Raw genomic sequence first — 12,575 nt, 5'->3', positions numbered from 1 at the left:
CGGCTCATCCTAAGGCTTCGGTGACGATTCGACTGCGTAGCGCTGCGGCCGGCCGGGTATCGCCGCGGAGGGCCGGTCCTGGGTCGGCAGCTTCCGAGGCAGCCAGCGCAGGGTGACCGCCGCCCCGGCCAGCGCCAACAGCGCCGCGAGCACTGCGGTGAGGTGCATCGCGTCGATGAACGCCGCGCGGGCCGCCGCGACCAGGGCAGAGGTGTCGCCGCCCCGCGCGAGCGCGGCGGCCAGCGTCGCGTCGAGCGACTCTCCCGCGTCGTGCCGCGCCGCAGCAGGCAGCACCGTCAACTCGTCGGAGACGCCGGCGCGATAGGTCGACGCGAGCACCGAACCGAGCACCGCCACCCCGAGCACGTTGCCCACCTGCCGGACGGTGTTGTTCATCGCCGAACTGACCCCGGCCTTCTCCCGGGGAATGGCGGTCATGATGGACATCGACGCCGCCGGCAGCACGGCGGCCATTCCACCGCCCAGCAGGGCGAACATCGGCACCAGCGCCCACGGTGGCGTGTGCTGGCGCACCAGGGCCACCCCGAGCAACGCGGCGCCCACCGACAGCAGCCCGGCGGTACAGACCGCCCTCGGCCCGTGACGGCGGACCGCCACCGCGCTGAGCGGGCCGACCAGGACGTTGGCGGCGGCCAGCGCCAGCGTGAAGGAACCCGCGCGCAGCGGGCTGTAGCCGCGCACACTCTGCAGGTAGAACGCGCTGAAGAACAGGAAACCCAGCATCGCGAAGGAGACGAAACCGACGGCCACCAGCGCGGCGGAGAAGGCCGGATCGCGCAGGAAGGACAGCTCGAAGGCGGGCTGGGCGGCACGCCGCTCGTGGCGGACGAACAGCCACAGCGCGGCCACGCCGACCAGGATCGGCGCCCATACCCGCACGTCGGTCACGGTGCCCAGTCGACCTCCGGCGATCACCCCGTACACCAGCGCGGCGAGACCGGCGACCGACAGCCCCACGCCCGGCAGGTCCAGGCCCCGGTCGGGGTGTCCCCGACTCTCCGGCACCACCAGCAGCACCGCGACGACGCAGCCGAGCACCAGCGGCACATTGACCAGGAAGATCGAGCCCCACCAGAACCGGGACAGCAGGAGCCCTCCGGTGATCGGCCCGATGGCCAGGGCGAAGCCCACCGCCCCGGCCCAGACGCCGATCGCCCGGGGCCGCTCGCGCATCGGGAAGACCGCCGCGATCACGGCCAGCGTGGACGGCATGACCGCGGCGGCGCCGACGCCCATCACGGCCCGGGTGATGATCAAGGTCAGAGGGCTGTCGGCGTACGCCGAGGCCAGCGAGGCCAGCCCGAACACCACCAACCCGAACAGCAGCAGCCGGCGACGGCCGAAGCGGTCGGCCGCCGCGCCGCAGGCGAAGAGCAACGCCGCGAAGACCAACGTGTACGAGCTGAGGATCCACTCCAACTGACTGTGCGTCGCGCCGAGACCGTGCCGAGGATCGGTGAGGGTCCGTAGCGCGACGTTCAGCACGGTGTTGTCCAGGATGATCGACAGTAGGCAGCACACCAGCACCGCGAGGATCCGCCAGCGTCGAGGGTGTCCGGAGTCGAGGGGCGGCGGCACGGTGTCCTCCAGGTGGAGCCGTCAGACGACGAGGGCGAGCTTCCCGCGTACGTGCCCGGCCTCGGCCTCGCGGTGGGCGTCGGCGGCCTGCCGCAGCGGGTAGGTGCGCTGCACGTGCAGCCGCAGACCGCCCTCGTCGTACAGCTGGGTCAACGCGGCCAGGGTCTCCACTGACCGCTCGCCGCGCAGCATGGTGATGCCGTGCTGGCCAGCGGCGCGGAAGTTCGCGATGGTGCCGATGCTCGTGCGGTCCGGCACCAACGCCAGCGACACGTCCAACGCCTCCTGGCCGCCATGGGCGTCGAGCGCGACGTCCACACCCGCCGGGGCCAACGCCCGAACACGGTCGGCGAGCCCGGGGCCGTAGGCGACCGGCTCGGCTCCGAGCGACCGCAGGTAGTCGTGGTTACCCGGGCTGGCGGTGCCGATGACTGTCGTCGCGCCGAAGGCCCGGGCCAGTTGCACCGCGATGGTGCCGACACCGCCGGCGGCGGCGTGCACCAGCACGGTCTGCCCGGTGGTGACCCGCAGAGCACGCAGCGCGTTGTACGCCGTCTGGCCCACTGCGGAGAGCGAGCCGGCGGCCTCCCACGACAGGTCGGCGGGCTTGGCGACGACCTGGTCGACCCCGACCACGAGCACCTCGGTGTACGACTGCAGGAAGGCGAAGCCCAGCACCTCGTCGCCGACCGCGAAGCCCGTCACGTCCGGCCCGGTCTGGTCGACCACACCGGCGAACTCGTTGCCGAGCACCTGCGGGAAGGTCGCCGGGTAGATGGACTGCATGAACCCGGACCGGATCCGACAGTCGATCAGGTTGACGCCGGCGGCCCGCACGCGCACGCGGAGCTGGCTGGGCCCGGCGGACGGCTCGGGCACCTCCAACGGTCGCAGAACGTCAGCGTCGCCGAACTCAGTGATCGCCATCGCGAGCGGCATGAGGGTTCCTTTCAGTGCTTTTGGTAAGTGGAGTCCCATTGTCGCGGAGAGGGGCGGGCCCCGGTGTCCCGACGCCCGCCCCGTACGTCACTTGGTGACGGTCACCCGCGCCAGCTCCACCGGCGGCAGGGCCGGGTCGGGGAAGCACTGGAACGGACCCCACTCGTTCAGGATCGGCTGGTACCGGAACCAGCCGAAGCCCGGCTCCACGTAGCTGCGGCCACCGGGGGCGAACACGACGGCACCCGCCTTCTTTCCGGCCTTCAGGTGCACCGCCAGCGAGGGCAGGTCGAACTCGACGCCACCCGTGAACGGGCCGCTGCTGCGCACCACCAGCGCGCCGTCGCGCTCCTCGACCCAGGTGAACGCCGCACCCAGACCGGAGCCGCCGACCAGCGAGTAGCTCTTGACCTTGGCGTCGCGCGGGATGGCGTACGCCACCTGGACGTCGGTCACGGTCTGGTTGTACTCCGCGTACGCGGTGATCGGCGTCGGGTCCAGCGTCACGTCGAACTCGGCCCCGGCGGCGACCGAGGCCGGTGCCGTGACGTCGAAGTCACGGCTGTAGACGACCGGGTGGAAGCCCTGCTGCACTGTGGTGCGGCAGTCGTAGGCGACGGTGCTGTGGGTGGTCACCGGCGCCGGCGGTGTGGCGGCACCGGCACTGGTGTTCGCGACACCCACCGACGCGAGCACCCCGCTGAGCGCCACGGCGCCCATGCCAAACCGGCCCATCCATCTCCTGTTACCTGCCATCTCATCTCCTTGTGAGGTACCGAAACGAACCACGATGGACGCTACGGACGGTTACCTGAACCTGGCTCGAAGCTCAGTCCAGCCCCGGTACAAGCACCACCCGACCGGGGTGGGCCCGGCTCTCCACCAGCTCGTGGGCCCGTGCGGCAGCGGTCAGCGGCAGTCGCGCGTGCACGGACGAGCGGAGCCGCCCGTCGAGCAGACGGGAGGTCAGTTCGTCGAGGACCTCGCGATACTCGTCGGGTCGACCGCCCCGCCACGCCGACAGGGCGAACCCGGTGACGTAGCGCAGACCGATCAGCTTCATCAGCGGCACCGTGGGCACGGCCAGCTCGGCCGCCGAGGAGCCGAAGAAGACCAGGCGACCGCCGGGCGCGAGCAGGTCCAGGCCCTGCTCGACGACATCCCCACCGATGCTCTCCAGGACGACGTCGACGCCACGGCCACCGGTGGCGGAGCGCACCTCGGCCGCCCAGTCGGCCCGCGTGTAGTCCACCGCCACGTCCGCGCCGAGCGAGAGGGCGAAGTCGCGCTTCGACGCCGAGCCGGCGGTCGCCACGACCAGGCTCGCGCCCGCCGCCTTCGCCAGTTGCACGGCCAGGTGGCCGATGCCGCCGGCGGCGGCATGCACCAGAACGGCGTCCCCCTTACGCAGCAACGCGGTACGCAGCACACCACCGGCGATCAGACCGGTGCCCGGCAGCACCGCCGCCTCGGCCGCGTCCAACGACTCCGGCACCGGCACGAGAGTGGCAGCGTCTACCACGACCTCCTCGGCGTATGCGCCGTACAGGGTGAATGCGCCGACCCGGTCGCCGACACAGACACCTGTCACGTCGTCGCCGACCCCGGTGATCCGCCCGACCACATCACCACCCAACACCACCGGGAACACCGGTCTCCACATCGGCGCCGGGAAGACGTCGCGCCGCATCTGCGTCTGCGCGTAGCCCACGCTGATCGCCTCGGCCCGGATCCGCACCTGGCCTGGACCGGGCTGCGGCAGGGCGACGTCGGCGGCGACGAGCACCTCCGGCCCGCCGTAACTGTCGAACTGCATCACTCGCATCTGTGCGCGCTCCAATCAGGAAGGTTCGGCCCGGGCACGGGCGAGGGCGTCGAGCACCGCCAGGTGCATCCGGTCGCGTTCGGCTGCCAACTCGGCGTAGGTGCGGTCGCCGTACGCCTGCTCGGTCTGCGTGACCAGCAGCTCCCGGGTGTGGTCGGTCAGGGCCGGGGTGCCCAGCTGGGCCCAGCCCCGTTCCAGGCCGGAACCCAGGTGGGACAACCACCCGCGCAGGCCGCCTTCCCCGCCGCCCAGGTGGAACGCCTGGAACGGGCCCATGGTCGACCAGCGCAGGCCGATCGAGTTGGTGACGAGGTCGTCGAGTTCCGGCACCGTCAGCACCCCCTCCACGACGAGGTGGATGCACTCGCGCAGCAACGCCGACTGGAGCCGGTTGGCGGCGAACGCCGGGAGGGCGCGGCGGAGCAGCACCGGCTGCCGGCCCACCGATCGCAGGAACACCATCACCTTGTCGACGGCCGTCGCTGCGGTGGCGTTGCCGGCGACGACCTCCACCAGCGGCACCAGGTGTGGCGGGTTGAAGGGGTGGGCCACGACGAGTCGGGCGGGGTCCCGCATCCGGGCCCCGAGATCGTCGGGCACCAGCTTCGACGTCGACGACAGCAGCAGCGCCTCGGTGCCGGTCCGCTCGATGCTGGCGAACAGCCGCTGTTTCAGTTCCAGGTCGTCGGGCACGTTCTCGGAGACGATCTCGGCGTCGGCGACCGCGCGGGCCAGGTCCGGCTCGAACTCGATCCGGTTCAGCAGCGCCGCCGGGTCCGGCGCCCCCGGCAACGCGGGCGCGAACAGCTCCAGCCCGGCTCGCACCACCTTCTCGGCGTCCGGCCGGCGGCTGTTCACCCGCACCGGCAACCCGTGCGCGGTGAACAGCGCGATCCAGCCGCTCCCGATGGTGCCGGCGCCGATGACGACGACCGCACCCATGTCAGCGTTCCTGGTCGTGGTCGACGCGACGCGACGCGAGCCGCAGGTCGCCGTCGACCCGGACCAGCACGTCACGTACCACGCAGCTCGGCCCGATCTCGGGCTGCTTCTCCCCCGGGTGCACGGTGAGCACCAGGGCGTAGCTCGTCGAGTCGATTCCGCCGTCCAGGCGGTGGTCCAACACGACGTGGTTGAACCAGTGCCGCCGCTGCACCGGCGTACCGGAGAAACGCCGACGGTGGAACTCGGTCAATTCGGCGGCGATGCCGGCGCGGGTCCGGGCCGGCGGCAGACCGGGCGAGTGGATGAACTCGCCGTCGTCGGTGAAGCTGTCGGCGTACGCCTGGAAGTCACCGCCATCGAGCGCCTGCATCTGCCGGGCGTAGAACTGCAGCACCTCGGCGTAGAGGTCGGTCGAGACACCGGTCGTGATCATGGTTTCTCCTCGATTCTGGGCGGCGGTTCAATCCGCCTCGGCCGCGGACAGGGCGACGAGCGGTGTGTCGTACTCGACCGCCGCGCCGTCGGCGACCAGGACGTCAAGAACGGCTCCCGGCGCGTCCACGGTGACGGGGATCATGAGCTTCATCGCCTCGACGATGCCGATCTGCTGACCGGCGGCGACCTGGTCGCCCACCTGCACGAACGGCGGGCTGCCCGGTTGTGGGGCACGGTAGAAGACCCCCACGGTCGGGGCCCGGACGAGCAGCCGGTCGTCGGCGGGGGTGTCCGACACGTTCGTCGCCGCACGCGCCGGTGCCACCGGTACGGTGCCGCCGACACCCTCGCCGGCCGCCCATTCGGCGGTCACCGTGACCGCTCCCGCGGTGATCTCCAGTCGGGCCGGTGGGTCACGGAAGCCGGACAGCAGCCGTAGCACGCTGTGCTCGACGGTTTCCAGAAGGTGCTGGTCGTCCCTGGTCTCTGCCTGCGTCACGGCCGGCCCCTAGTAGTTTCCGAGCCCGCCGCAGACGTTCAACGCCTGCGCGGTGACCGCGTCCGCAGCCGGGTGCACCAGGTAGCCGACCATCGCCGCCACCTCGTCGGGCTGGACGTAACGGCCGATCGGCACCCGGGCGTTGACCCGTTCGAGCACCTCGTCGGCGGGCACCTGCCAGAGACCGGAGTAGACCTCCCGGACGCGCTGCGCCATCGGCGTCTCCACGAACCCGGGACAGACCGCGTTGACGGTGACGCCGGTCTTGGCCAGCTCCAGCCCGAGGGCCTTGGTCAGCCCGACGACCCCGTGCTTCGACGCCGAGTACGGCGCCCCGTGCAGCACCCCCTGTTTGCCACCGGTGGAGGCGATGTTGATGATCCGTCCCCGACCTCGGCCGAGAATGCCGCCGTTGTTCAACACCTCCTTGGTGACCAGGAAGACACTGTTGAGGTTCGTGTTGATCACGTCGAACCAGAGTTCGTCCGGAATCTCGGCGGTGACACCTCCACCGGAGCGGCCGGCGTTGTTGACGAGGATGTCGATCGGCCCGAACCGCTCGACGGCGGCCCGGACGAACGCCTGCACCTCCGTCGGCGACGTCACGTCGCAGGTGCTCCCGTCCACCTGCAACCCCTCGTCGCCGAGGGACTTGACGGTCTCTGCGAGGGTCTGCTCGCTCCGACCACAGAGGTAGACCGACACGCCGTCGCGGGCGAGATGACGGGCGATCGCCAACCCGATGCCGCTCGTCGCGCCGGTGACCAGCGCGACCCGTTTGTCCTGCGTCATTGTTCCTCCGTTGCGAGTTGGTGTGCCGGACGGCCGCACGCGCCGGGCGACGTGTCCAGGCTGTCGGCCGGTGCTCGAAGCCCGGTCGAGTACGTCTGGAGTGGCTCTCAGCGCAGTTGGTCGACGAGCGCGGTGCTGTGTGTCGCGGTGCGGAACGCGTCCGTGGCGAGCACGTCGACGAGGAAGTCGGTGGTGGTGCTGACCCGTTCACCTGCGACGTGGAACTCGCCCAACGCGCGGATCATCCGGGCGATCGCCTGGTCCCGCTGTGGCGCCCAGACCACCAGCTTGGCCAGCAACGAGTCGTAGTTGGGCGGGACGACGTACCCCTGGTACGCGTGGGTGTCCACCCGGACGAAGGGCCCGCCGGCCGGGATGAACTCGGTCAACCGCCCGGGGGTCGGCGCGAAGCCGTGCCGTGGGTCCTCGGCGTTGATCCGGCACTCGATCGCCACCCCGGAGAGCCGCACGTCCTCCTGGGTAAGGCGTAACGGCTGGCCGGCGGCGATCCGGATTTGCTCCGCCACCAGGTCCACCCCGGTCACCATCTCGGTGACCGGATGCTCCACCTGGATCCGGCAGTTGACCTCCATGAAGTAGAAGCCGCCGGACCGGTCGACCAGGAACTCGAAGGTGCCCGCGCCGACGTACCCGGCCGCGAGCGCTCCGGCGACCGCGGCCTTGCCCATCTGCTCCGCGAGACCGTCCGGCAGGTTCGGCGCCGGGGTTTCCTCGATCAGCTTCTGGTGCCGGCGCTGCACGCTGCAGTCCCGCTCCCCCAGGTGGACCGCGTGCCCGTGCCCGTCGCACAGCACCTGGATCTCCACGTGCCGGGCTTCGGCGAGGTACCGCTCCACGTACACCTCGCCGTTGCCGAAGAGCATCCGGGCGGTCGCCTGGGTGCGCCGGTAGGCGTCCGGGAATTCGGCCGAGGAGCCCACGACCTGCATGCCCCGACCGCCACCGCCGGCGGTGGCCTTCACGATCACCGGATAGCCGATCCGGTCGGCGAGCCGATGGGCCTCCTCGGCGGAGAGCGGGTCCAGGCTGCCGGGCAGCAGCGGCAGACCAGCCTCGGACATCAACGTGCGGGCCGACGCCTTGTCGCCGAGCTGCGTCATCACCGCGGCCGGCGGACCGATCAGCGTGATGCCCTCGGCGGCGCAGGCGTCGGCGAAGTCGGGGTCCTCGGAGAGGAAGCCGTAGCCGGGGTGGATGGCGTCGGCGCCGGTCATCCGGGCCGCCTCCAGCACGGCGGCGGCATTGAGGTAGCTCAGCTTCGGCGGTGCCGGACCGAGTTGCACGGCCTCGTCGGCCAGGCGGACGACCCGTGACTCCCGATCAACAGTGGAGTGCACAGCGACGCTTGCGACGCCCAGCTCCCGGCACGCCCGGACGACCCGCACCGCGATCTCGCCCCGGTTGGCGATAAGGACCTTGTGGAAGAGTCGGGCCGTCACGAGACCTCCTCCCGCAGCGGCCGCAGCCCGGTCTCGACGGTGAGCGCCGTTCCGAAGGCGTTGAAGCGTTCCCGCCGGTCGGCGACGAGAGCCTGCGGTGTCATGTCCGACAGTTCGCCGATGAGCGGAACCAGTGCCGCCCGCAACCGGTCGGCCGCGCGCAGTGGGTCCTCGCCCGTGCCACCGTCGGGCTCGGGGATGACGCCGTCGACGATCCCGAGCCGTAGCAGGTCCCGGGCGGAGCCGCCGAGCGCCGCGGCGGCCCGGGGAGCGGCGGCCGGGTCCTGCCACAGGATCGCCGCGCACCCCTCGGGGCTGATCACGGAGTAGACGCCGTTGCCGAAGATCAGCACCCGGTTCGCCACGGCCAGCGCCAGGGCGCCGCCGCTTCCGCCCTCGCCGATGATCACGGTGACGACGGGCACCCGCAGACCGGCCATCAGCCGCAGGTTCTCGGCGATGGCCACCGCCTGGCCGCGTTCCTCGGCGTCCGCGCCGGGATAGGCCCCCGGCGTGTCGACGAGGGTCACCACGGGCAGGCCCAGTTTGTCGGCCAGACGCATCAGGCGAGCAGCCTTGCGGTAGCCGTCCGGGCCGGGCATACCGAAGTTGCGTTGGTTCAGCTCGGCCGCCGTGTGTCCCTTCTGGTGGCCGATCACCATCACCGGTCGGCCGGCGAGCCGCGCCGTGCCGCCGACCACGGCGGGGCTGTCACCACCCGACCGGTCGCCGTGCAGTTCCTGGAAGTCGGTGAAGGCCATCGACAGGTAGTCCAGGGTGGTGGGTCGATCGAGCTTACGGGCGAGGCGTACCTGCTCCCACGGGTCTGACTCGGGGAGCAGACCGGGATCGCTGACCGTCGGCACCGGCCGGCCGTCGTGAGTCGCTCCACCAGGGGGTACGGCGACCGCCGCCAACAGCCGGGACAGCTCGGCACGCAGGCGGTCACGCGGGACGACCAGATCCACGAAGCCCCGCTCCAGCAGGAACTCCGCCGTCTGGAACCGTTGTGGGAGCACCTGGTGGATGGTCTGCTCGATGACCCGGCGGCCGGCGAACCCGAGCCGGGCGCCCGGCTCGGCGACAATGACGTCGGCCAGGGTCGCGAAGGAGGCGGCGACGCCACCGTAGGTCGGGTCGGTGATCAACGAGATGGTCAGGATGCCGGCGTCGTCGAGCTGCCCGAGCGCCGCGCTGGTGCGGGCCATCTGCATGAGCGCCAACGTCCCCTCCTGCATCCGGGCACCGCCCGAGGCGGTGGCGATGAGCAGCGGAATCCGCTCGACCAGCGCGGTCTCCGCGGCCATCGCGATCAGTTGACCGACACCGACACCGAGGCTGCCGCCCAGGAATCGGAAGTCCATCGCGGCGACGACGACCGGGTGGCCGTCGATGGCGGCCCGGGCGCACACGACGGCCTCGTCCAGACCGGTCCGGGCCCGCGCGTCGGCCAGCCGGCGAGGGTACGCGACGGTGTCGACGAAACCGAGGATGTCCTCGGTCACGGCGGGGAACGGCAGCGGTTCGAGCGTGCCGGGATCGACGAGTTGGTCGAGCCGTTCCGGCGCGGTGAGCCGTGCGTGGTACCCGCACTCGGGGCAGACCTTCCGGCCACGCGTCCACCGCTTGCGGTACAACGGTGTCGTACAGCCCTGGCAGAGCACCCACTGCGCCTCCTCGGCGCCACGGGTCGTCAATAGGGTCATCCGTCCTCCTCGGCAGACACGTCGTTCGTGCGGACGCGGCTGGTCACCAACGATGCGGTCCGCCGCTCGAACATCGGCCGGATTCGGATCGGGCCGCGTCGGTGGGAGTCGAGGCGGCATCGAGTGGTCTTCGAGGACGTGGGGGCACCGTGGACGGTGTTGACTCGCCGACGAAGGGCCGTGCCGTGACGCCAGTGCATTCCTCGGACCTGGATGAGACCACGCGGCGCGACCTCGACCGGTCGACCTTTACGGCGGCCATGTCGCGGTTCGCCTCGGGGGTGACCATCGTGACCACCGTCGACTCCGCAGGTGTCGCGCACGGCTTCACGGCCAGTTCCTTCTGTTCGGTCTCCCTGGAGCCGCCGCTGGTACTGGTCTGCCTGGCCCGCTCGGCGAACTCGTTCCCCGCCTTCGCCGACTGCGACCGGTTCGCCGTGAGCGTGCTGCGCGCCGAGCAGGCTGACCTCGCGATGCGGTTCGCTCGCAAGGGTGCCGACAAGTTCGCCCAGGGGCGGTTCGTGCTCGGAGCCGGCGGTGTGACAGTGGTGGACGGGGCGCTCGCGCTGCTGGAGTGCACCACCGAGCGCATCGACGAGGCTGGGGACCACGTCATCCTGCTGGGCCGGGTACGGCAGGCCCGGGTGGACGACGGCAAGCCGGCCATCTACTTCAACCGAGCCTTTGGCACCCTCGTCAACCCCTAGGCGATCCTCGACAGTGGCGATCGAGTCGAACCGGGTCCAGCGACGGCTGGCGTCAAGGCGTTTACCGCACCCGATCGGGTGGGTCGTACCTCTCGTGCTGTCGGATCGACGGCGTCGCGCTCCGGCGAGCCGGGGTGGTCAGGTGTGGTCCCGGGCCGTTGCCGCCCTGTTCAAGGCCGCTTTCGAGGCCGACTTCGGACCCTTGCGCCGCCACTGCCCACAATATTGTTACCGGCGCAATAATTGCCGGTAATAGCTGTTGCCCGACGACAAAGAGGGTCATCGCACCTAAACGGACATTGAGAGGTAACGAACTGTGTCGGGGCTCACAACTATCCCGCGATGGTCATTCGAAAACCAATCACCAACTGCCGGCTGTCCGATTGAAGGCACCAACAGAACCATTGACAGCGGTAGGTAGTAGTGATTGTGTACGCACGGTGAGCGCCGACGTCGATGGGGGGCCATCAGCGTCGATCGAGCACGGGAAGCATCTCCCGTCAGCCACGGGGCGGGGGCACGAATGACGAGTGCGATCTCGCACTACCGAGAGGACAAGCGACGGCAACAGGTCGAAAGGCCGACCGAGGGAAATCAGCGGCACTGACGCGCGTTGAATCCCGACACGACGGTCAAGTAACAGTTCATCGGGGGGAAGAATGGAATTCCTTGTTCTCGGATCACTGGAGATAATCACCGACGGCGGCAAGACCATACTGCTCGGAGTATCCAAGATCAGTCAGGTCCTCGCCCTTCTCGTCGCCCGGGCCGGCGAGGTCGTCAGCGTCGACACGCTGGTGGAGGAACTGTGGGGGGATCGCCCGCCGAAGAGTGCCCTGACCACCCTCCAGACGTACGTCTACCACGCGCGCCGGATGTTCGCGCAGAACCAACTCACCGAGCCGGAACGCAACGTCCTGCTCACCCGACCACCCGGCTACCTCCTCGACGCCAGCGTCGACGAGACGGACGCCAGCCAGTTCCAACGACTGCTGCGCCAAGGCTCGGAGAGCTTCCAGGCCGAGCGGTGGGAAGAGGCGAGCGATCAGTTGCGCGCCGCCCTGGCCCTGTTCCGTGGCCCGGCATTCGCGAGCGTGAACCAGGGCGCGGTCCTGGCGGCACACGCAGCCAATCTCGAGGAATTGCGGACCAGGGCGATCGAGCTGCGTATCGAGGCGCAGGCACGGCTGGGACGCCACCGCGAGATGGTTCCCGAGCTGCAGTCGCTGGTGATCGCCCGCCCACTCAACGAATGGTTCTACGGTCAGCTCATGGTGGCGCTGCACCGCTGCGGTCGACGCGCCGAGGCACTGGAGGTCTACCAGCGGCTCCGTCGGGTGGTACGGGACGAGCTGGGCGTCGAGCCGACCGCCGAGATCCAACGGTTGCACCGGGTCATGCTGGAGCCGGTCCCGCAGCGCGGTCCGGAGGCGGCCGACGACTTCCGCGAACTGCGGATCGCGTACGGACTGGAGGACAGGCTGGTGGAGTTGGGCGCCGCCCCCCGGTGACGCGCTCGGCCGGGCGCCAATGACCCCGCTGGCCATCCCCGCGACGATGCCGACGTGGCGGGGATGCCGGCGGTCCGCTATTCGTCGAGCATGATCACCAAAGGGGCGCCGCAGGACCGCCAGACCTTGACATGCATCGATGTTAACGCGAACATTG

12 protein-coding genes are annotated in these 12,575 nt (G+C 70.4%); 2 read left to right on the top strand and 10 right to left on the bottom strand.

Annotated features, from left to right (window positions below; all coding sequences use genetic code 11):
- Positions 1–9 precede the first annotated feature (9 nt).
- From FHU34_RS13050 to FHU34_RS13005, 10 genes are all read right to left on the bottom strand, one after another.
- The gene (locus FHU34_RS13050) at positions 10–1,599 is read right to left on the bottom strand and encodes an MFS transporter (RefSeq protein ID WP_208744982.1); all 1,590 of its coding nucleotides are present in this window, start codon (positions 1,597–1,599) and stop codon (positions 10–12) included.
- Positions 1,600–1,620: 21 nt separating this feature from the next.
- Complete coding sequence (locus tag FHU34_RS13045; RefSeq protein ID WP_145780239.1) at positions 1,621–2,538, bottom strand: NADP-dependent oxidoreductase; 918 nt, start codon at positions 2,536–2,538, stop codon at positions 1,621–1,623.
- A gap of 87 nt (positions 2,539–2,625) precedes the next feature.
- On the bottom strand, positions 2,626–3,273 hold the full coding sequence (locus FHU34_RS13040; protein ID WP_208744981.1) for a hypothetical protein: 648 nt from the start codon (positions 3,271–3,273) through the stop codon (positions 2,626–2,628).
- Between the two features lie 94 nt (positions 3,274–3,367).
- The gene (locus tag FHU34_RS13035; protein WP_208744980.1) at positions 3,368–4,354 is read right to left on the bottom strand and encodes a quinone oxidoreductase family protein; all 987 of its coding nucleotides are present in this window, start codon (positions 4,352–4,354) and stop codon (positions 3,368–3,370) included.
- 24 nt (positions 4,355–4,378) lie between these two features.
- Positions 4,379–5,305 carry a 3-hydroxyacyl-CoA dehydrogenase NAD-binding domain-containing protein gene (locus FHU34_RS13030; RefSeq protein WP_145780233.1) on the bottom strand — a complete coding sequence of 309 codons (927 nt, stop codon included), beginning with the start codon at positions 5,303–5,305 and terminating at the stop codon, positions 4,379–4,381.
- Between the two features lies 1 nt (position 5,306).
- The gene (locus tag FHU34_RS13025; RefSeq protein ID WP_145780231.1) at positions 5,307–5,741 is read right to left on the bottom strand and encodes an SgcJ/EcaC family oxidoreductase; all 435 of its coding nucleotides are present in this window, start codon (positions 5,739–5,741) and stop codon (positions 5,307–5,309) included.
- 27 nt (positions 5,742–5,768) lie between these two features.
- A complete protein-coding gene (locus FHU34_RS13020; protein WP_145780230.1) occupies positions 5,769–6,242 on the bottom strand; it encodes an acetyl-CoA carboxylase biotin carboxyl carrier protein in 474 nt (157 codons plus the stop codon).
- Positions 6,243–6,251: 9 nt separating this feature from the next.
- Entirely contained in the window at positions 6,252–7,034 is a 783-nt protein-coding gene (locus FHU34_RS13015) for an SDR family NAD(P)-dependent oxidoreductase (RefSeq protein ID WP_145780228.1), read from the bottom strand.
- A gap of 107 nt (positions 7,035–7,141) precedes the next feature.
- Positions 7,142–8,494, bottom strand: a complete 1,353-nt coding sequence (locus FHU34_RS13010) for an acetyl-CoA carboxylase biotin carboxylase subunit (protein ID WP_145780225.1) — start codon at positions 8,492–8,494, stop codon at positions 7,142–7,144.
- A complete protein-coding gene (locus FHU34_RS13005; protein WP_145780223.1) occupies positions 8,491–10,200 on the bottom strand; it encodes an acetyl-CoA carboxylase carboxyltransferase subunit alpha in 1,710 nt (569 codons plus the stop codon). The genes FHU34_RS13010 and FHU34_RS13005 overlap by 4 nt, the downstream gene beginning before the upstream one ends.
- Positions 10,201–10,460: 260 nt before the next feature.
- Here FHU34_RS13005 and FHU34_RS13000 point away from each other — a divergent pair, with 260 nt between their 5' ends.
- Positions 10,461–10,907, top strand: coding sequence for a flavin reductase family protein (locus tag FHU34_RS13000; protein ID WP_145785571.1), 447 nt, complete (start codon positions 10,461–10,463; stop codon positions 10,905–10,907).
- A gap of 659 nt (positions 10,908–11,566) precedes the next feature.
- Positions 11,567–12,418, top strand: a complete 852-nt coding sequence (locus FHU34_RS12995; protein WP_145780221.1) for an AfsR/SARP family transcriptional regulator — start codon at positions 11,567–11,569, stop codon at positions 12,416–12,418.
- Positions 12,419–12,575 lie beyond the last annotated feature (157 nt).

The sequence above is a fragment of the Micromonospora taraxaci genome, assembly GCF_007830095.1.
Classification (GTDB): Bacteria; Actinomycetota; Actinomycetes; order Mycobacteriales; family Micromonosporaceae; genus Micromonospora; species Micromonospora taraxaci.
This window is presented reverse-complemented; position numbering and strand designations above follow the sequence as displayed.